This window comes from Halobacterium sp. R2-5, assembly GCF_011734195.1.
In the GTDB taxonomy this organism is placed as follows: Archaea; Halobacteriota; Halobacteria; order Halobacteriales; family Halobacteriaceae; genus Halobacterium.
Window position 1 is genome coordinate 563,552 of sequence record NZ_JAANTH010000001.1, and the last position, 19,819, is coordinate 583,370.

Genomic DNA, 19,819 nt, shown 5'->3' on the forward strand with positions numbered 1-19,819 from the left:
CGTGACGGCGACGACGGGGAAAAAGCCGGGCGTCGCTTCCGCCCCGTAACCGCGGCCAAACAGTCGGTAGGCCCGGCCACGAGCGGCCCGCCCTCGGCGGGTTTCCCGCTACGTTCGTCGCTTCAGCTCGTTGAGGACGTTCAGCGCCTCGACGGGAGTGAGCTCGGCGATGTCGATCTCGTCCAGTCGGGACGCGAGGTCGCTGTCCTCGGCGTCCCCGCTGCCGTTCTGCTCGCTCTCGGACGCCGACGCTCCGGTCGGGTCCGACTCCTCGTCCGACGGCTCCGGCGCGTCGAGGAACTCGCGGGCGCGCTCGACGACCGTCTCCGGGACGCCCGCGGTCTGCGCGACCTCGATGCCGTAGGACGCCGTCGCCGGGCCCTCTCGGACCTCGTGCTGGAACGTAATGCCGTCGTACTCGCGGTGCTCGCACGACGAACCCCCACTCGTCTCACTCGCGGGGACGCCGTCCTCTGCGCGCGTCGCGCCGAAGTGGAGGTTCAGCGCGTCGTCGAGGCGGTCGGCGTCCGCGGTGAGCTCGTGGTGGTGGGTCGCGAACAGCGTCGTCGCGCCGAGCTCGTCGTGGACGTACTCGGTGACGGCGCGCGCGATGGCGAGGCCGTCCGTCGTCGACGTGCCGCGGCCGACCTCGTCGAGCAGCACCAGGGAGTCCTCGGTGGCCGCGCGCAGAATCGAGGACAGCTCCGTCATCTCCACCATGAACGTCGAGCGCCCGCCCGCGATGTCGTCGCTCGCGCCCACCCGGGTGAAGATGCGGTCGACGACGCGCAGGTCCGCGCTCCCCGCCGGGACGAAGCTCCCGGCCTGCGCGAGCAACACGATGAGCGCGACCTGGCGCATGTACGTCGACTTCCCGCTCATGTTCGGACCCGTGATGACCGCGACCCGGCGCTCGGGCGTGAGGCCGGTGTCGTTCGGCACGAACCCGGCCTCCGTGCGCTCCACGACCGGGTGGCGCCCGCCCTCGACGTGGATGCCGTCGCCGCCCACCTCGGGGCGCGCGTAGTCGTGGCTCGCGGCGACCGTGGCGAACGACGCGAGCGCGTCCACGGCCGCGACCGCCGCCGCCGTCGCCTGCACGCGCTCGGCCTCCTCGGCGACTCGGTCGCGTACTTCGCAGAACAGCTCGTACTCGAGGTCCTGGGAGCGCTGCTCGGCGCGCACGATGTCGTCCTCGCGCTCCTTCAGTTCGGGCGTGACGAACCGCTCGGAGTTCTTCAGCGTCTGCCGGCGCTGGTAGTTCTCCGGCACCGCGTCGAGGTTCGGGTTCGTCACCTCGATGTAGTAGCCGTGGACCGCGTTGTGGCCGACTTTCAGCGACTCGACGCCCGTGCGCTCGCGCTCCTGTTCCTCCAGGTCGTCGATCCACTGCTTGCCCGAGCGCTCGGTCTCCCGGAGGTCGTCCAGCGTCTCGTCGTAGCCGTCCCGGATGACGCCGCCCTCCGTGAGCTCCTGGGGCGGGTCCGGGACGATGGCCCGAGAGAGCAGGTCCCGAATCTCGGGGAGGTCGTCGAGGTTCGCGCGCAGCTCGCGCAGCTTCTCGCTGTCTGCGTCCGCCAGCAGGCCCCGAATCTCGGGCACCACGTCGAGGGTGTCCTTCAGCGCGCGCAAGTCCCGAGCGTTCGCGCGGCCCCGCGCGACGCGGGAAATCAGGCGCTCTACGTCGTAGACGTCCCGCAGGTGCTCGTGGAGCTCCTCCCGAGTGAGGGGGTCCGCGAGCAGTTCGCCGACGGCCTCGTGGCGCGCCTCGATCTCGTCGGTGTCGGTCAGCGGCCGGCGCAGCCAGTCCGTCAGCGTCCGCCGGCCGAGCGCGCACGCCGTCTCGTCGACGACGTCCACGAGCGCGGTGCCCTCCGCGCCGTGGACGCTGCGCTGCTCGAACACTTCCAAACTTCGGAGCGCCACCGCGTCCATCTGGAGGTACTCGCGGGGGTCGTACCGCGTCAAGTGGTTCAGGTAGTCCAGCCGGTCGCCATCTTCACCCCCTCGCGTGTACTCGGCGTAGTCCAGCAGCGCGCCGCAGGCCGCCACCTCGGCGTCACTCGCGAGCGCGTCCGCGCTCCCGAAGTACGCCTCGACGGTCTCGCCGGCGCGCTCGGCGTCGAACGCCGCGTCGTCGTACTCCGCGACGAACGTCCCGTCCTCGAAGCGGTCGGTTGCGACGCCCGGCCCGGTCACGAGCTCCGCGGGCGCGAATCGTCCGAGTTCGTCCCGGACGCGCGCCGCGTTCGGGAGGCTCGTCGCGTAGAAGTCCCCCGTCGAGACGTCCAGCAGCGCGAGGCCGAACCCACCTGACTCGCGGGATTCCCCGCTCGCCGTTCCCGTGGCGCTGCGCGCCACGCTGTCTGCCGCGAGCGCCGCGACGAAGTTGTTGTCGTCGCCCGCGAGCAGTTCGTCCTCGGTCAGCGTCCCGGGTGTCACGACCCGGGTGACCGCGCGGTCGACGACCCCCGTGACCTCGTCGGGGTCCTGCACCTGGTCGGCGACCGCGACCCGGTAGCCCGCGTCCAGCAGGTCGTCGATGTACGGCTCCGCGTTGTCTATCGGCACGCCCGCCATCGGGTACCGGCCCGTGGAGTCCTCGCGGGCCGTCAGCGTGATCTCGCAGATGCGGGCGGCCGCCTCCGCCGCGTCGCAGAACAGCTCGTAGAAGTCCCCGACCTGGAAGAGCACGAGCGCGTCCTCGTAGCGCCGCGTGAGCTCGAAGTACTGGCTCATCATCGGCGTCAGGTCGCCCTCGTTCTCGGCCATCTGGTCGGGTGGCCCGAGCGCCGCGTCCATGCCCGAAGGCAACGGGGCGGGCGCTGTTATGCTCACCGATTGGCGCGCCTCGCTCGCGTCAGAGCAGGCCGGCGAGCACGAGCAGCGCGACGCTCACGACGGCCGCGGCACCGAACCACGGTGTCGCGCTGTCGGCCGCGGACTCGACGTCGTGGCCGGCGGTGAGGCGACTCGTCGCGACGTGCGCGAGCCCGGCGAGCACCAGCCAGAGGCCGGTCATCCCCAGCACGAGGTGGCCGCGGGAGGAGCCCGCGAGCGCCTCGAACGTGTAGAGGTTGCCGGCGAGGTGGCCGCCGGTCAGCAGCATCGCGAGGACGCTGGCGACGCTGAGTTTCGCGAAGCGGTCGGCGATCCACTCGACGGGTGCGGCGTCGAGCACGCCGCGGCGGGCGGCGGGCACGACGAACAGCGCGACGGCGAGCGTGCTCCCGGTCCACGCTGCCCCGAAGACGACGTGGACGACCCGGGCGGCGGTGATGTCGAAGCTCATCGCTTCCGGGTTCGCAGACGGAGGGAAATAACGCGTCGGTCTCCGGCCGGTACCGACCGACGCGTCCGGGCGCGTCGCCGGAGACTAAGTGCCAGTAGGGCGTCGGCGGACGCGTGCGCACCGACCGCATTCTCGTCGCGGGGGAGACGCTCGTCGACCTGTTCCCGTCCGGCCCCGGCGACCTCGCGACCGTCGACGGCTTCGTCCACCGCGCAGGTGGCGCGCCGGCGAACGTCGCCGCCGGGCTCGCACGCCTCGACAGCCCGCCCGCGTTCTGGACGCGGCTCGGCGCCGACGCGTTCGGCGCGTACCTCCGGGACGCGCTCGCCGACCGCGGGCTCGACGGCGAATTCGTCGTCGAGGGCGACGCGGCCACCGCGCTCGCGGTCGTCAGCCCGACGCCGGGCGGCGACCGCTCGTTCACGTTCTACGAGAGCGACACCGCCACGCTCGACTTCGATGCGGGGACCGTCCCCGACGACGCGCTCGCCGGCTACGACTGCGTCCACGTCGGCGGCGTCGCGCTCGCGAACGACGCTGGCCGCACCGCAACGCTCGACTTGGCCGAGCGCGCCCGCGACGCGGGCTGTCTGGTCTCGTTCGACCCGAACGCCCGCCCCGACCTCTGGGCTGCTCCCGAAGCCGCCGGCAACGTGCTCCGCGACGCGCTCGCACTCGCGGACGTGCTGTTCTGCAGCCCCGACGACCTCCAGCCGCTCGGCCTCGCCGAGCGCGCACGCAGTGACCCAGAGAGCGCCGCCGAACTCCTCGACCTTGGCCCGGAGACCGTCTTCCTCACGCAGGGCGGTGACGGTACGACCGTCGTCGCGGGCCGGTCGAGCAGGGAGCGCGTCACTTGCTCCGAACCAGCGTTCGACGTGGACGTGGTGGACACGACGGGCGCGGGCGACGCGTTCACGGCGGGCGCGCTCGCGGCCTACGAGCCCGGGATGGGCGCGTCCCGGCTCGCGGACGTGCTCCAGTACGCGAACGCGACGGCCGCGCTCACGACGACCGAGACCGGCGGGATGGCGGCGCTCCCGGACGACGAGGCGGTCCGCGCGCTGCTCGCCTCGGAACGCTCGCAGTCCACGTAACCCTTTACCCCCGTGGTCGCACAGTCGCAGGTATGCGATTAGAGGAGTACTGGGGGGTCGGCCCGAAGACCGCCGACAAACTGGAGACCGAACTCGGCGTCGCGGACGCCGTCGACGCCATCGAGTCCGCGGACGTCCGCGCGCTCGTCGACGCCGGCATCTCGCGGGGCCGCGCGACGCGCATCCTGCGGCGCGCGAACGGCGGGGAGGGGATGGACGCGCTCGCGACCGACGACGCCCGCGCCGTCTACAAGGAGCTCGTCGCGCTCGCAGCTGGTCACGCGGTCACGCCCGGCGCCGCCGACCGCATCCGCGTGCGCACGCCGCTGACCGACCGCGACGAGATGCGCGAGCGCCTCGACGACGTGCAGGCCGCCCGCGAGACGTGGGTCCGCTTCGGCGAGGAGACCCGTCAGGCGGTCCTCGACACGTTCGACGCGCACGACGACGCGGGCGACAGCCAGCGCGCGGCCGTCGAGACCGCGCTCGCCCTGCAGGACGTCGTCGGCGACGACGCCGGCGTGTTCGCGGCCGTCACCGCGCTCGACACCGACGCCCTGGAGGACGCCGCGGACGCGCTGCGCTATCTCGACGGCGACGGGGTGGCGGACGGCGCGGACGCGAAACTCGACCGGCTCCGGGAGCACGCTCGCGCGCTCGAACGCCTCGAACGGGACACGTTCGACGTGCTCGAAGCGGTGCGCTCGCAGGGCGTCGAGGGCACCGAGGAGTTCCGCGAGGCGTTCGTCCAGTACGTCGCCAGCGAGACCGACGTCGAGCCCCGGCGCGTCCGCAACGCCGCGGAGCCGGACGCCACGGACGCCGCGGACTTCGTGAGCACGACGCTGCGCGCGCTCGCCGACGACGTCCGCGAGGACGAAAGCGACCGCGAGGAGGCGGTCGCGGCGGAGCTCCGCGGCGCCATCTCGAACGCCCGCGACGAGGTGGACGCCGCCGTCTCGGCGGTCGGCGACCTCGCGGTCGACGTCTCGCTCGCACGCTTCGCGGAGGCCTACGACCTCACGCGCCCCGAGTTCGTCGACGCGGACGCCATCGCCGTGGAGAACGCGCGCAACCTCTCGCTGGCCGCGGACGGAAGCGACGTCCAGCCGGTGACGTACGCGGTCGGCGACCACTCCCTCGACCCGCCGACCGGCGACCGCGTCGCCGTGCTCACGGGCGCGAACTCCGGCGGGAAGACGACGCTGCTGGAGACGCTCTGCCAGGTCGCCGTGCTCGCCGCGATGGGGCTGCCCGTGCCCGCCGACCGCGTCGAACTCGGACCTGTCGACTCCGTCGTCTTCCACCGCCGGCACGCGTCGTTCAACGCGGGCGTGCTGGAGGCGACGCTGAACTCCGTCGTGCCGCCGCTGGCCGCGGGCGACCGCACGCTGATGCTCGTCGACGAATTCGAAGCCATCACCGAGCCCGGGAGCGCCGCCGACCTCCTGCACGGCCTCGTCACGCTCACTGTCGACGAGCAGGCGCTGGGCGTGTTCGTCACCCACCTCGCCGACGACCTCGAACCGCTGCCCGACGTCGCGCGCACCGACGGCATCTTCGCGGAAGGCCTCAGCCAGGACCTCGACCTGCTCGTGGACTACCAGCCGCGCTTCGGCACCGTCGGGAAGTCCACGCCGGAGTTCATCGTCTCCCGGCTGGTCGCCGACGCCAGCGACCGCGCCGAGCGCGCGGGCTACGAGACGCTCGCGCGCGCCGTCGGCGAGGAAGCCGTCCAGCGCACGCTCGCGGACGCCAAGTGGACGGAGTGAGGGAACCGCCGAGGGCCGTGTGCCAACGCCTTAGTGGCTGGTCGCCATCGCTGCCCGCATGCCGATCGAACTCTCCGTGCTCGCGTCGCTGGCCGCGGTCGCGGTCCTGCTGGCGGTGTCGGCGTTCTTCTCCAGTACGGAAATCGCGCTGTTCTCGCTGACGCCCGACCGGCTGGACGCGCTCGCCGCCGGCGACGACCGCGGCCCCGCGCTGAAACGCCTCCGCGAGGACCCCCACCGGCTGCTCGTCACCATCCTCGTCGGGAACAACCTCGTCAACATCGCCGTCTCCAGCATCCTCACCGTGATACTCGTCGCGTACCTCCCGCCCGAGCTCGCCGTCGTCGGAACGACGCTCGTCGCCACGTCGCTGGTGCTCGTCTGCGGGGAGATTCTCCCCAAGTCGTGGGGGCTCGCGAACGCCGAATCGTGGGCGCTGACGGCCGCGCGGCCGCTGAAGTACGTCGGGCTCGCGCTGTGGCCGCTCGTCGCGTTCTTCGACGCGCTCACGCGCGGCGTCGCCGGAGCGACCGGCGGCAGCCCCGACATCGAGCAGGAGCTGCTAGAGGAGGACTGACGGCGCCGCCGCTGGGCGGCGGAAAAGAACGGGAGGAGTGAACCGCTACGACTTCCGGCGCTTGCCGGCGTTCGTGCTCGGACGGAGGTGCTCGGCGCCCTTGCCGCGAGTCTGGAGGCCGCGGGCGCGCTGCCCGGCGCTCGTCTTCCCGTGGAAGACGCGACCCTGCTGGCTGTCGTCGCAGATCCAGCTGAGGTCGTCGTCGTTCTGGATGGCGCCGTGCTCGGGGTCCAGCAGAATCACTTCGAACCACTTCTGCGAGCCGTCCTCGCCGACCCAGTAGGAGTTCAGCACGCGGAGGTTCACGTACTTCTTGGACGCGCGCTCCTCGGCGATGCTCTGGAGGTTCTTCGCGCGACCGATGCGGTTGACGCCCTGCCGCTTCGTGCGGCGGCCCGCCTTGAAGCGGGACTTCCGGGCGTTGCCCTTCCGGACGCTGACGCGCGCGACGACGACGCCCTGCTTGGCCTTGTAGCCCAGCTCTCGGGCCTTGTCCAGCCGGGTCGGGTGGTCGACGCGCTCGATGGCGCCTTCCTTTCGCCAGTCCTGCTTGCGTTGCCACTGGAGCTCGGCGAGCTTCCCGTCCTCGGGGTCCCGCCAGGCTTCCTTGATGTGGGAGTAGAAGCTTCGTGCCATGTGTTGTCCGCGGGCGTTGCGTGGTTCAATTCTCGGTTCCCCCGAGAATCACATCCCGTCCCGACTCCCGTCAGGAGCCCGCTGGAGCCCGCTCGCCAGCGAGTTACCGACGTTTCGCATCGGTCGGGGTTAAGAACTTCGAATCCTACTCCGCGTCGAAGTCGAGGGCCGCGCGCTCGAAGCGGAGGCTGGGGCCGTCGGCGCGCTCGACGAGCGTCGCGCCGTCGAAGCCCTCCGGCACCGAGAACACCACGAGCAGGCGGCCGGACTCGCCGGGCGCCGCGGTCACTGCCGCCTGCCGCTGCCGGAACTGTTGGCTCGCGTTCTCGAAGCGCTGGTGGCCGTAGTTCGTCCCGTTCGCCGCCAGCGCGAAGTTCTGCTGGCGGACGACCACCTGCGAGTCGCCCGCGGTCACGTTCAACTGGACGACGACGAACGTCTCGCCCTCGGGTGGCCGGTAGGTGTTGGCGTCGGTCTGAAGCTCGTCCTGCACGCGGACGTCCCACTCCGCGGTCGCGGTGGTGTTCTCGTCGGCCGCCATCGAGAACGCCGTGAACGCCGGGCCCGCGTCTCCGCCACCGCCCGCGCCGACGAACGGCACGAGACTGAGCACCGTCCCGCCCGCGAACACCGCCGCGAGCACCACGACGGCCGCGACCACCAGCGGGACGACTGGAATACCGCTCGGCACGCCGCCGGGCAGCGGGGGGCTCGGCACGCTATCGAGCAGTGACCCGCCGTCGCCGTCGTCCGTGAACTCCGCGACGAGGTCCTCGGCGCCCTCGTCGCGGACGGACGAGGCGAGCTCGTTCGGATCGAGCAGGTGGACGTTGCCCGCGTCCGCGGCGCTCCGCGCGCCGGTCGTGAACCGGCCGCGGGTCGCCATCACGCGCACGTCCACGCCCTTCCGGTCGCAGAACGCCGCGAAGTCCTCGACCTCCGAAGCGCCGATCTCGGTCTCCGCGCTCGGGCGGACGCCGATGAGCCCGCGCTTGCCGTTGTCCTTGTCGCCGCCCACGAGGTACGTGCCGTCGTCGTTCTCCGTGACGGACGTCGACCACCCTTTCTCCTCCCAGAACGCCGCGAGGAACGCGGGGAACTCCGACGCCGCCATCTCGTCGAACATCAGGCAGCCCTCCGGGTCGGACGCGTACTCTCTCCGGTCATGCGGTCCCCAGGTACTGTCTTAGTCACCACGGTGCCACCTCATAAACGGTCGGGTCCGCGGCGGAGCGCCAGCAGCGCCGCCGCGACGAGCGCGACGAGCGTCGTCACGGGCGACAGCGGCACGAACCCGCCGGACGAGCCGTCGTTGTTCGCGACCGGCGCGAGCGGCTCCGCGTCGTTCACGTGTAGCGTCACCTCCGTCGACGTCGGCGCTGCTGTCGTCTGTGTCGCGTTCGCTGTGGTCGTGTTCGGCTCTGGCGTCGTCTCCGGCTCGACGACGGCCGTACCAGCGACTGGCGACCCCGACGCTTCGTACGCGGGGTCGTCAGCGTCCAACTCCCCGTTCCCGTTCGCGTCGACGATCGCGGTCGCAGTCACGTTCGTCGGGCCGTCCAGCGACGTGTTCAGCGGGAGGTCGACGCTACCGTTGGTCGTCTGCGAGAGCGGCCCCGAGGTACCGACCGTCTCGTTGTCCGCGGTCAGCCGGAGGAACCCACCCCGGGAGAGTGTCACGCGCTCGACGGTCACCGTCCCGTTTTTGGCCACCTGCGAGGGGAACAGGACCGACGCCTCCGCAGCAGTCAACCGGACCGTGCTGCGCGTCTCGTCCTCGTAGCTCTGCACCCACAGCGGGAACTCCGCCGGTCGGTCGGCGTTCGAGAAGTCGAACGTCGTGCCGAATTCTCCCCCACTGGACACTCGCACGTCGGACTGCCAGAGACGGGGCGGATCCCCGTCCTCATGGAGCGCGCGCACGTTCAGTGTCGTCCCCGGGAGGAGGTTCGTCTCCCCGGAAATCTGCAGTTTGTCGCCGTTCCACGGCGCGAGCGTGTACCCGGGGTCGGCGCTGATGCTCACCGAGGGCTCTACGAGCGTCACGCGCTCCGTGAGCAGCGTCTGGTTCTCCGAGAAGAGCGGATTCTGCGTCTCGTCGACGGTGAGCTCGAACTCGTAGGTGTGGTTCGACCCCGTGCCGAGGTCGACGCGGCTGGTGTCCCAGAGCACGGCGAACTGGCCGTCGCCGCTACCGAACTGCGCTTCCACGCGCAGGTCCTCGGCGGTGTACGTTTCGGCCTCCGTGTTCGGTTCCGGGTCGAGTTCCTCGATGCGCATCTCGAAGCCCTCGCTGGCCAACTCGTCCACTGTCACGTCGCCGTCGAACGGCGCACCGTACCCGCTCTCGTTCTCGTCGACGACGAACGCCGCGTAGTCGCCGAGCACGACGTCGTCGTTGCCGCGCCCGATCTCGGCGTGGGTCTGAATGGCGCCGAGCGCGTTCCCGTCGCCGTCCTCGCCGAAGTAGTCGCCGGGGAGCGCGCCCGTCTCGCTCGTCATCTCGCCGTTCGGGAGCACCGTGAGCGTCCCGTACGCTTCGGTCTCCCCGTCGACAGTCACCTCCAGGACGTACTCGCCGGGCTGGACGGCTTCGTCTAACGGTGGTCCCTTCAAGTCCGGCGCTCCACCCGAGATGAACTCGCCGGCGGTCTCGCCGTCCGAGTTGTACGTGTCGAACTCGATGGTGTCTGTCCCGCTGCCACCGAGACCGACCAGAACCTCGAAGCCGCCGCCCGAGATCGTTAGATTCGCGGGTCCGGAGTGCCCGACGCTGATACTGACTGTTCCGCCCCGCGTCACCGTGTAGTCCCCGACTGACGCGGACGCCTGTGTGTCAGCGGCGGCCGGCGCGACGCCGGCCAGCGCGGCAGCTACCAGCACGAGCGCGGCGACGACGGGGACGAGGCGGGTGTGTGCCATGGCCGAGTGTCGTTCGCCCGTCTCTTCCGCGCGGCCGTATAAATACAGTGGGGTGTCGAATCAGCGCCCGGACACGACGGGGTCCTCGAAGTAAGGCGGTCCTACCGCCGGACTCGTGAATTTCATATCGCGAAATAGGGTTTACCGAGATGAACCGCGCGAACTCACGCCATCGAAAATCTGTGCGTGAGCGCCGTACGCGCTCAGAACTCGGAGACCGACTCGAACTCGCCGTCGGCGACCGCGCCCGCGACCGCCGACCCGTCGATTTCGGGCACGTCGCCCGGGTACTTCTGCCGGAAGTAGCCGACGATGTTCCCCACGTCGCGGGCCAGCAGCTCGCGGGCGTTCTCGTGGTCGCTCGGCGTGGCCTGCGGCCAGTCGAACAGCGTCACGCCGTCCTCGCTCACGAAGACGTTGTACTCGCTGACGTCCGCGTGCACGTACCCCGCGTCGTAGGCGGTCGCGACCTCCCGGAGTATCAGGTCGAGGACGCCGCTGGCCTGCTCGGGCTCCAGTTGCGCTCGCGAGAGCTCCACGCCGTCGACGCGCTCCATCACGATCGCGTGGCGGTTGTGGTCGACGGGCCGCGGGACGTGCACGTCCGGGTACAGCGTCTCCAGGGCGTCGTACTCGCGCTCGGCGGCCTTCCGCGCGGTGTACTGCCAGGACGTGTGCTCCTTGTCGCTGGTGTAGTCGCGGCCGCGATGTACTTCCCGGAACTGCGTGTACCCCTCGCGGTGGAACTTCAGCGCCATCGGGCGGAACGACTGCACCTCGTAGACGTCGCTCTCCTTGCCGACGCCCAGCGGCGCGCCGAACCCCTCGACGGTGTCACGCTCGGCGAACGCGTGCAGCGCGAGCGCGTCGTAGCCCGCGAACGTCAGCTGGACGCCCTCGTACTGGATGGTCTTCCGTTCGAGGAACTCCCGGTCGAGCATCCTGTCGAGCCGGTAGTCGACTTCCTCCTGGGTCAGCCGGGAGAACTCCGGGAGCTTCTCGCGGCTCACCCACTCGGAGAACCGCATCCCGTGTTCGACGCCCGAGAGCAGGTGGAAGTCCTCCGGGTCGAGGTCCGCCATCTCGGCGGCGACGTTCCGAACCATTCGCTGGGAAGTAGACGGCGCCGGGGTAAAAGCGCCTCGCCGTCGCCGCGCTCACCGCTCTCGCGCCCCCGTTCCGCGGAGCTGTCCCTCGTTCGTCGGATTACACGCCGTTCGGGCGTTCTACGATCGGCTTCTGTCTCCGCTCCGAAATCCCGCCTACCGTGGAATAAATCACATACCACGATATAGAATTCCGGCCACTCGGGGATAGCGGCGGGACCCCGAGCCCACAGATTCACCCGTCGCTCGGCGCTCACGCTGGCGTCCCGCTCGTCGGCCACTGCTGGCGGCACGGAGGGCCGGTTTTTTGCCGTCGGCCACGAACGGTAGGGCATGACACTGGCCGACCGAGAGTGGCGGCTGATACCCGAGGAAGCCCGTGACGGCCCGATGCAGATGGCCTTAGAGGAGGTCGCCGCGGAGACCGCCGCCGACGGCGGACCGCGGACGGTCCGCGCGTACCAGTGGTCGCCGTCGACGCTCTCGATGGGGTACCGGCAGGCCGCCGACTCCGTCGACTGGGCGTTCGCCGGGCGCGAGGGAATCACCGTCACGCGCCGCCAGACCGGCGGCGGCGGCATCTATCACGACGAGCACGCGGACATCTCGTACAGCATCGTCGCGCCCGCCGACGAACTCCCCGGGGACCTGATGGAGTGCTACGGGATGCTCTGCGAGCCGATTCTCGACGCCTTCCGCGAGATGGGCGTCGACGCGGACTTCGTCGCCGAGGAACACCCCGCGATTCACGAGCCCGCGTGCTACCTGCGCGCGCTCCACCCCGCCCACGACATCGCCGTCGACGGCCGGAAAATCAGCGGCAACGCCCAGTACCGCACTCGGGACGCCGTCATCCAGCACGGCTCGCTGTCCTACGACCTCGCGGTCGGCGACCACCTCGGCGTGTTCGCCGACCCCGGGGTCGACGAGCAGCAGTTCCGCGACCGCGTCACGAGCATCTACGAGGAGTCGGGAATCAGCCGCGACGAGGCCGTCTCCGCGCTGGAAGACGCGTTCGCGGAGTGGTGCGACGCGGCGGTCGGCGAGTGGACCGACGAGGAACTCGCGGCCGCCCGCGAGCTCGCCGACGAGAAGTACGCGAGCGAGGCGTGGACGCGCGAGCGGACCGCGCCGACTAGCTGAACCCGAACGTCTCCGGCTCGCCGCCGGTGTGTTCTTCGACGGCCTCGCGAATCTCGGCCAGCGGCGGCTGGTCGCGGGTCGGGTCGAGTGAGTGTTCGCCCACCCAGCGGTACTGGACGACGCCGTCCGCGTCCACGAGGAACACCGAGCGCTTCGACCGCGGGAACACCTTCAGCGCGCGGTACGTGACGCCGAACGCGTCCGAGAGGGCGAGGTCGGTGTCGGCGTACAGCGGGAAGTCGATGTCGAGGTAGTCGATGAACCGCCGGTGGGTCGCCGCGCGGGACCTGCTCGCGCCGACGACGCGGACGTCATCGGTCGACGTGAACCAGCCGTAGTCGCGGAACGAGCACCACTCGTTCACGCAGTCCGGGCTGAAGTCGTTCGTGTAGAACACCATCAGCACCGGCCGGTCGTCGTACAGCTCCGACAGCGCTGTCTCCGTCACGTCGCCGCTGGCGTGGACGAGCGGCGCCGACACGTCCGGTACTTCTTCGCCGTTCCCGACTGCGCCCCCTGTCATACTATCACCAGAGAGGGGAGTCGGGATAGGTGTTCCGACGCTTCGAAGCCCCTATGTCGCCCGCGCCGAACGGGGGCGTATGCGAGTAGGCGCACACGTCTCTATCGCGGGCGGCGTCGACAACGCCGTCGAGAACGAACTGGACGTCGGCGGGAACTGCGGCCAGATCTTCACGCACTCTCCGCAAGTGTGGCAGGACCCGAACATCGGCGACGACGAGGCCGAAGCCTTCCGCGAGGGAACGGACGGGAGCCTCGACGGCCCGTGGGTCATCCACTCGTCGTACCTCGTGAACCTCTGTACCCCCAAGGACGACCTCCGCGAGAAGTCCGTCGGCAGCATGCAGAAGGAGGTCGAGGCCGCCGACCAGCTCGGCATCGAGTACGTGAACGTCCACCTCGGCGCGCACACTGGCGCGGGCGTCCAGCAGGGCCTCGACAACGCCGTCAGCGCGCTCGACGAACTCGACATTCCCGAGGGCGTCACCGTGCTCGTGGAGAGCGACGCGGGCTCGGGCACGAAGCTCGGCGGGGACTTCGAACACCTCGCGTACGTCCTCGAGGAGTCCGAACAGGACCTCGACGTCTGCGTCGACACCGCGCACGCGTTCGCCGCGGGCTACGACCTCTCCACGCCCGAAGCCGTGACGGAGACGCTCGCGGAGTTCGACGACGTCGTCGGGTTCGAACACCTCGCGTGCGTCCACCTCAACGACTCCAAGCACGACTGCGGCACGAACAAGGACGAGCACGCTCACATCGGCGAGGGGCACATCGGCGAGGACGGCATGGACGCGTTCGTCAACCACGACGCCATCGTCGACAACGAGGTGCCGCTCGTGCTGGAGACGCCACACGAGGACGGCCGCGGATTCGCGTGGAACATCGAGAAGGTGCGGGAACTGCGGGAGTCGTAGACTCCCGGAATGGTGACCGGCGGGAGCCGTGAACTGCGAGGCGCGTAAGCGCCTCGTCGTTGCGAGCGTCGTAGTCCGACTTCGGCAGTCCGAATCGCACGAGGACCCCGTCGCTTTTGCCGACCCCGTATTTAGTGGGGGTGTGCGCCGCTTCAGCGCCGACTACCTCGAAGAGACGCGCCGCGGGATGTGGGCCGAGCGAGAGGCCCTGGACGCGCTCCGGCTGGGCAGTCGCGAGCGGATTCTCGACGTGGGGTGTGGCACCGGGGAGCTCACGCGGGTGTTCCGAGAGGAGTCCGACGCGGAGGTGCTCGCCCTCGACGCCGACCGGGAACTGCTCGAGCACGTCGCCGCGGACGAGCGCGTCGTCGGGGACGCGACGCGGCTGCCGTTCCGCGAGGACGCCTGCGACCTCGTCGCGTGCCAGGCGCTGCTCATCAACCTCCCGGACCCCGTCGCCGCCGTCCGGGAGTTCGCGCGCGTGTCCTCGGGGCTCGTGGCGGCAGTCGAGCCGAACAACGCCGCGGTCACCGTCGAGTCGACGGTGGCGAGCGAGCCGCCACTCGCCGCCCGCGCCCGCGACGCGTACATCGCGGGCGTCGACACGGACGTCTCGCTGGGTGCGGGCGCCGCGGACTGCTTCGAGGAAGCCGGGCTCGTGGACGTGTCGACGACGCGGTACGAGCACGTGCAGGCCGTCGAGCCGCCGTACGGCGAGGCCGCGCTAGAGGCCGCCGCGCGCAAGGCGACCGGCGAGCGCCTCGCCGAGCAGCGGCCGACGCTCGCGGCGGGCGGGCTCTCCTCGGAGGCCTACGACGCGCTGCGCGCGGAGTGGCGGGAGATGGGCCGCGAGGTGGTCGCGCAGATGCGCGAGGACGACTACGAGCGCGTCGAGACCGTCCCGTTCCACGTCACCGTGGGCCGCGTCCCGGACGCCGACAGGGCGGCTCCGGAGTAGGGCTCGTTTTCCACTTCTCCGGGCTTTATTCGTCGGACACTCCACCTCGCGGTATGGACGACAGAGTCCGCCGCCACGCCGAGATTCTCGTCGAGGACTGCACCGACGTGCAGCGCGGCGACATGGTGTTGATTCGCGCGCCGAAGGAGGCCGAAGACCTCGTGGTCGCGCTGTACGAGCAACTCGGCGAGGTCGGCGCGCGGCCGACCACGAAGTGGGGGTCGGCTCGCGCTGCGCGCGCGTACAACCGCGCGATGGACGTCGGAGATTACGAGACGAAGGCTCACGACCTCGCCGCGATGGAGGAGACCGACGTCGTGTTCCTGATCGGGGGCGGCGGGAACGCCTTCGAGACCAGCGACGTTCCGCCGGAGAAGGGCCAGGCCGCGAGTCGCTCGCACGGTCCGATTCTGGAGGAGCGCCTCCGCAAGCGCTGGGTCATCACCCAGCATCCGACGCCCGCGGACGCCCAGCAGGCGGAGATGAGCACGGCGGCCTACGAGGACTTCGTCTACGACGCCGTGGACAAGGACTGGGACGCCCAGCGGGAGTTCCAGGCCCAGATGGTCGAAATTCTGGACGAAGGCGAGGACGTTCGCGTCGTCTCCGGGGACACCACCGACATCACGATGAGCATCGCGGGGATGGAGGGCGCCAACGACTGGGGCGACAAGAACATGCCCGCGGGCGAGGCGTTCACGTGCCCGGTCCCGGACAGCGTGGAGGGTGAAGTCCTCTTCGACAAGCCGCTCATCCGGCAGGGCAAGGAGATCACGGACGCGTGGCTGGAGTTCGAGGGCGGCGAAGTCGTCGACTTCTCGGCCGCACAGAACGAGGCCGCGCTGGAGAGCATTCTGCACACGGACGAGGGCTCGCGGCGCCTCGGCGAGCTCGGCATCGGGATGAACCGGGCCATCGACCGGTTCACGTACAACATGCTGTTCGACGAGAAGATGGGCGACACCGTCCACCTCGCCGTCGGCGGCGCCATCGAGGAGTGCGTCCCCGAGGGCCAGCCGTTCAACGAGTCCGCGACCCACGTCGACATGATCGTCGACATGAGCGAGGACTCCTACATCGAGGTCGACGGCGAAATCGTCCAGCGTGACGGGACGTTCCGGTTCGAAGAGTAGCGTGGTTCGGAGTGAGTGAGCGGGGCGAACGAATGAGACCCACGTCATAGCGCACGGCGACGTTCGGAAGCCGTGAGCACGCGAGCACAGCGACGCGAGTGCGAACTACGGACAGCCGAACGGCGAACGCGGGAGGCCGGTGAGACCGGTCCTGCCGGGAGCGCGTCAGTCGTCCAGGCTGGAGTTGTCGGAGTCACCGAAGTCGGTGTCGTCGGTGTCCGAGCTCCCGAGGTCGCTGTCGCGAGTCGCGTCGTCGACTTCGGAGTCGGGCGACCCGGAAGTTCCTGCGCCCGTGCCACTCGACTGCGTGGCCTCGCGAGCGGACTGCACCCAGTCGTCGATGTTCTCCTCGACGTAGTTCTGGCCGCCGAGGCCGAGGGCGACGCCGATACCGATGGCGAGCGCGATGGCGAGCGCGCCGAAGAACGCGACGAAGAACGACGTGAACACGCCGGCGAGGATGGCGGTCTGGAAGCCGATGGCGCCGAGCGCGATGGTCGCGGTGACGTAGTAGATGAACAGCTTCACGCCGAGGCCGGCCCAGTCGGTCGCCCGGCTGGCGTCGCTGTTCGCGACGTGACCGCCGACGCGCTCGGCGAGCCAGATGCCGACCAGCAGCACGATGAGCGCGCCCGCGAGCGCGGGCAGGTAGGCAGCGAACGTGTCGAGGAGTTCGGTGAGCGCCTCGATTTCGACGATGTCTGCGACGGCGAGCAGCGTGAGCAGGTAGATGTAGTACGTGACGAGTAGGCCGACGATGTGGCCGAACTCGCCGCGCTCGTCGCCGAACTGTTCGAGCGGCGTGTCACGGAGGTGCGGGCCGATGTCGAACCCGCCGACGAGGTCCGCGACGATGTCCCCGATGATGCGGCCGACGACGAACCCCACGATGAGCAGGACGACCGCGCCGAGGATGGTCGGGAGGTACGACGCGAGGTTGCCCAGCAGCTCGGAGAGCTGGGTGATGTCGAGGACGTTCACCGCGGCGACGATGGTGACGAAGTAGATGTAGTAGGCGACGAGCTTCCCGAGCGCGCGTGCGATGCTGTCACCTTCGTCCCCCTCAGACGTCCCCTCGGTGTCCCTGCCGGGTCCGTATTGTGAGATGCCGATGCGTTCGATTATCCGTCTGACGACGCCGCCGACGATTCGGCCGATGATGAAGCCGATGACGAGGATGATGATTGCGCTGAGGATGGTCGGCAGGTACGCGATGACCTCCGCAATCGTCTCCTGGACGGCGTCGGTGACCGTCTCCGTCTGCTGGAGTGGTGTGAGTGCCGTGCCTGTGGGTTTCATGCTACCTCAGATACAAAAACTCCTTGAGGTATTGTTACACGGAGTCTGTTAACAGTACACGTAGCTTACTGGCAGGCGCAGAGAGGAGGACTCAGGACCCGGAAAATCGCACCTGTTCGCTACACGACGTCGCCGCGGACGGTCGCCCCTTCCGCGCGCTCGCGGCGTTCCTCGACGGCGGCGGCGGCCGTCTCCGCCTCGCTCTCGTCGGCGCCGAGCATCTCCAGGGCGCCCGACAGCGTCGGGAAGACGAACTCGCCCTCGCGGAGCTTCCGGAGGGCGTCGTCGCTGCGCTCGCCCTCGGCCCACAGGCAGACGCCCCGCGGGTCGAGGACGTTCTCGTAGGTCTCGGTCGCCCGCGCGCCCTCCAGGCGCTGCGTGACGTTGTCCTCGAAGCTCGCGTTACACACCTCCAGGTGAATCGGCTCGTCGTCGTCGAGGAGGTGCGCGGCGAGACAGCGCTCTGGCGCGACGTGGCCGTTGTCGTTCGCGCGCAGGTACTCCGGGTGCTCGTCGGCCCACGACGCGCGAACCGTCTTCCCGACGCCCTTCACCCCGTACTCGCGCTCGAACTCGTCGGCGCGGTCGGCGTCGTCCCCCCGCAGGAGGATGTCCTTCGTGAGGTAGACGTCGAGGCGCTCGACGGGATCGAGGCCGAGCGCGACGTCGCCGTACACCCAGAGCTCGCGCACCGGCACCGGCATCTCCTCGCTCGCGACGGTGTCGACGAGCTCCTCCACTCGGTCGACGGCGGCGTCTCGGTCCATCGCGTACCCGTAGCCCGCGAGCGCCGAAAACCGTTGTGCACGCCCGCGGCAATCGAAAGACCAACCCGCTCGGGGGTCGTATCCCTGACAATCTCGGTCGGTCCCTCCGGACCGGCGACGCACACCCATGCCGGCCACGCAAATCAAAGACCCCGTCCACGGCTACGTCGAACTCGAACAGCCGCTCGTCGACAACGTCCTCGACCACCGCGCGTTCCAGCGGCTCCGCCACGTCCGCCAGCTCTCGGCGACCTACCTCGTCTACCCGGGCGCGAACCACACGCGCTTCGAGCACTCGCTGGGCGTCTACCACCTCGCGCGCACCGTCTTCGAGAACCTCCGCGAGCAGCCGTACTTCTACCGGGACGCCACGACCGCGGAGCTCGACGACATCCAGCGCACCCTGGAGTGCGCCGCGCTCCTCCACGACGTCGGCCACCCGCCGTTCAGCCACCTCGGCGAGCGCTTCGTCGACACCGACGACCTCCGCGACCGGCTCGCCGACCACGGCCTCCAGGCGACGTTCGCGGACGCCGGCGTCGGCGACGCCCCCATCCGCGAGGCGTCCGCGCACGAGCTCTTGGGCTGTCTCATCGTTCTCGAAGAGTTCGCGGACGGCCTCCACGAGATGGACGTCGACCCCCACGACGTCTGCGCGCACGTCCTCGGGTACAGCCTCGAGTACGAGCGCGGCGGCCGCTGGCAGCACGGCGTCGCCGCCCAGATCCTGCACTCGCCCATCGACGTCGACCGCCTCGACTACATCACGCGGGACAACCAGATGACGGGCGCGGACGTCCTCAGCTTCGACACCGACCGCATGGTCGGCTCCTACACCGCCCACCCCGAGGAGGGGCTCGCGCTCTCGGACAAGGCGCTCTCGACGATCGGCAACTACCTCGAAGGCCGCATCGCCGTCTACATGTGGGTGACCCAGCACCACAAGTCAGTCTACGCCCACGTCCTCCTGAGCGAACTCCTCGACGAGCTCGCCGCGCTCGCCGACGAACCGCCCGTCACCGCCGACCGCGTCCTCGACGGCGAAATCGACGACAACACCATCATGGAGCGGCTGCGCGTCGCCGCCCGCGAGCACCCCGACTCCACGCTCGCTGCGCTCTACGACCGCTTCCGCGCGCGTCGCTTCCCCGAGACGTGCTGGAAGCACCGCATCGCGTACGCCGACCGCGTGGACGCCAACCTCGACGCATTCAGCGACTGGCTCGTCGAGCACGCCGACCGCATCGAGGCCGACCTCGCCGACGAGCTCGACGTCGCCGCCCACGAGGTCTGGGTCGAGCAGTCCTACGTCCCCGAGTACGAGCCACAGGACCTCGAAGACATCCCCATCGCGTACGGCGGCACCACCCGCTCGGTCGGCGACTGGGGGCTGTACGGCGAGCGCGCGTTCGACCGCCCGATCCCGTTCGTCTACGTCCCTCACGGCGTCGAGAAGCGCGCGACCGAGACGCTCGTCGACTGGTTCCACGCCGCGCAGTACGAGCCCACCCCGTGAACGCGGCCGCTCTCCCCTGACCTCGTCCCCCTCGTTCCCGCCGCAAGCTCCGAGGTCGCCGGCTGAGCCATCGCCCGCTCGCTCCCGCAGCCGAATCTGTGTGCGTATGTTCGCTGCAATCGCCGATTTGCTATCCCGACATGTGATTTATCGGTCGCCGCG

17 protein-coding genes are annotated in these 19,819 nt (G+C 70.0%); 8 read left to right on the plus strand and 9 right to left on the minus strand.

Annotated features, from left to right (window positions below; genetic code table 11):
• Positions 1-108: 108 nt before the first annotated feature.
• Positions 109-2,802 (minus strand): DNA mismatch repair protein MutS, encoded by a 2,694-nt coding sequence (gene mutS, locus G9C83_RS03030; protein WP_167244631.1) that lies wholly within the window; start codon positions 2,800-2,802, stop codon positions 109-111.
• A gap of 58 nt (positions 2,803-2,860) precedes the next feature.
• Positions 2,861-3,292 (minus strand): CopD family protein, encoded by a 432-nt coding sequence (locus tag G9C83_RS03035; protein ID WP_167244632.1) that lies wholly within the window; start codon positions 3,290-3,292, stop codon positions 2,861-2,863.
• Between the two features lie 113 nt (positions 3,293-3,405).
• On the opposite strand from G9C83_RS03035, the gene G9C83_RS03040 reads away from it, so the two are divergent.
• Genes G9C83_RS03040 through G9C83_RS03050 form a run of 3 tightly spaced genes read left to right on the plus strand, consistent with a single transcriptional unit; the run spans position 3,406 to position 6,738 of the window.
• Entirely contained in the window at positions 3,406-4,389 is a 984-nt protein-coding gene (locus G9C83_RS03040) for a carbohydrate kinase (protein WP_167244633.1), read from the plus strand.
• A 32-nt stretch (positions 4,390-4,421) separates the two neighbouring features.
• Positions 4,422-6,161, plus strand: coding sequence for a DNA mismatch repair protein (locus G9C83_RS03045; protein ID WP_167244634.1), 1,740 nt, complete (start codon positions 4,422-4,424; stop codon positions 6,159-6,161).
• A gap of 58 nt (positions 6,162-6,219) precedes the next feature.
• A complete protein-coding gene (locus G9C83_RS03050; RefSeq protein WP_167244635.1) occupies positions 6,220-6,738 on the plus strand; it encodes a DUF21 domain-containing protein in 519 nt (172 codons plus the stop codon).
• A gap of 45 nt (positions 6,739-6,783) precedes the next feature.
• Here G9C83_RS03050 and G9C83_RS03055 read toward each other — a convergent pair whose 3' ends face one another.
• The 4 genes from G9C83_RS03055 to G9C83_RS03070 form a co-directional block, all read right to left on the minus strand.
• On the minus strand, positions 6,784-7,374 hold the full coding sequence (locus G9C83_RS03055; RefSeq protein WP_167244636.1) for a 50S ribosomal protein L15e: 591 nt from the start codon (positions 7,372-7,374) through the stop codon (positions 6,784-6,786).
• 145 nt (positions 7,375-7,519) lie between these two features.
• Complete coding sequence (locus tag G9C83_RS03060; RefSeq protein ID WP_167244637.1) at positions 7,520-8,500, minus strand: restriction endonuclease; 981 nt, start codon at positions 8,498-8,500, stop codon at positions 7,520-7,522.
• Between the two features lie 80 nt (positions 8,501-8,580).
• Complete coding sequence (locus G9C83_RS03065; RefSeq protein WP_167244638.1) at positions 8,581-10,296, minus strand: BGTF surface domain-containing protein; 1,716 nt, start codon at positions 10,294-10,296, stop codon at positions 8,581-8,583.
• A gap of 203 nt (positions 10,297-10,499) precedes the next feature.
• Complete coding sequence (locus tag G9C83_RS03070; protein ID WP_167244639.1) at positions 10,500-11,402, minus strand: serine/threonine-protein kinase RIO2; 903 nt, start codon at positions 11,400-11,402, stop codon at positions 10,500-10,502.
• Between the two features lie 333 nt (positions 11,403-11,735).
• On the opposite strand from G9C83_RS03070, the gene G9C83_RS03075 reads away from it, so the two are divergent.
• The gene (locus G9C83_RS03075; protein ID WP_167244640.1) at positions 11,736-12,545 is read left to right on the plus strand and encodes a biotin/lipoate A/B protein ligase family protein; all 810 of its coding nucleotides are present in this window, start codon (positions 11,736-11,738) and stop codon (positions 12,543-12,545) included.
• On the opposite strand, the gene G9C83_RS03080 is transcribed toward G9C83_RS03075, so the two are convergent.
• Complete coding sequence (locus G9C83_RS03080) at positions 12,538-13,068, minus strand: redoxin domain-containing protein (protein ID WP_167244641.1); 531 nt, start codon at positions 13,066-13,068, stop codon at positions 12,538-12,540. The two genes, G9C83_RS03075 and G9C83_RS03080, sit on opposite strands and share 8 nt — an antisense overlap.
• A gap of 79 nt (positions 13,069-13,147) precedes the next feature.
• On the opposite strand from G9C83_RS03080, the gene G9C83_RS03085 reads away from it, so the two are divergent.
• The 3 genes from G9C83_RS03085 (at position 13,148) to G9C83_RS03095 (ending at position 16,075) form a co-directional block, all read left to right on the plus strand.
• Positions 13,148-13,984, plus strand: a complete 837-nt coding sequence (locus G9C83_RS03085; RefSeq protein ID WP_167244642.1) for a deoxyribonuclease IV — start codon at positions 13,148-13,150, stop codon at positions 13,982-13,984.
• A gap of 142 nt (positions 13,985-14,126) precedes the next feature.
• On the plus strand, positions 14,127-14,942 hold the full coding sequence (locus tag G9C83_RS03090; RefSeq protein WP_167244643.1) for a methyltransferase domain-containing protein: 816 nt from the start codon (positions 14,127-14,129) through the stop codon (positions 14,940-14,942).
• Positions 14,943-14,995: 53 nt separating this feature from the next.
• Positions 14,996-16,075, plus strand: a complete 1,080-nt coding sequence (locus G9C83_RS03095) for an aminopeptidase (protein WP_167244644.1) — start codon at positions 14,996-14,998, stop codon at positions 16,073-16,075.
• A 165-nt stretch (positions 16,076-16,240) separates the two neighbouring features.
• Here G9C83_RS03095 and G9C83_RS03100 read toward each other — a convergent pair whose 3' ends face one another.
• Positions 16,241-17,374 carry a hypothetical protein gene (locus G9C83_RS03100; RefSeq protein ID WP_167244645.1) on the minus strand — a complete coding sequence of 378 codons (1,134 nt, stop codon included), beginning with the start codon at positions 17,372-17,374 and terminating at the stop codon, positions 16,241-16,243.
• Between the two features lie 119 nt (positions 17,375-17,493).
• Positions 17,494-18,141, minus strand: coding sequence for a hypothetical protein (locus G9C83_RS03105; protein ID WP_167244646.1), 648 nt, complete (start codon positions 18,139-18,141; stop codon positions 17,494-17,496).
• 127 nt (positions 18,142-18,268) lie between these two features.
• Here G9C83_RS03105 and G9C83_RS03110 point away from each other — a divergent pair, with 127 nt between their 5' ends.
• On the plus strand, positions 18,269-19,657 hold the full coding sequence (locus G9C83_RS03110; protein WP_167244647.1) for an HD domain-containing protein: 1,389 nt from the start codon (positions 18,269-18,271) through the stop codon (positions 19,655-19,657).
• Positions 19,658-19,819 lie beyond the last annotated feature (162 nt).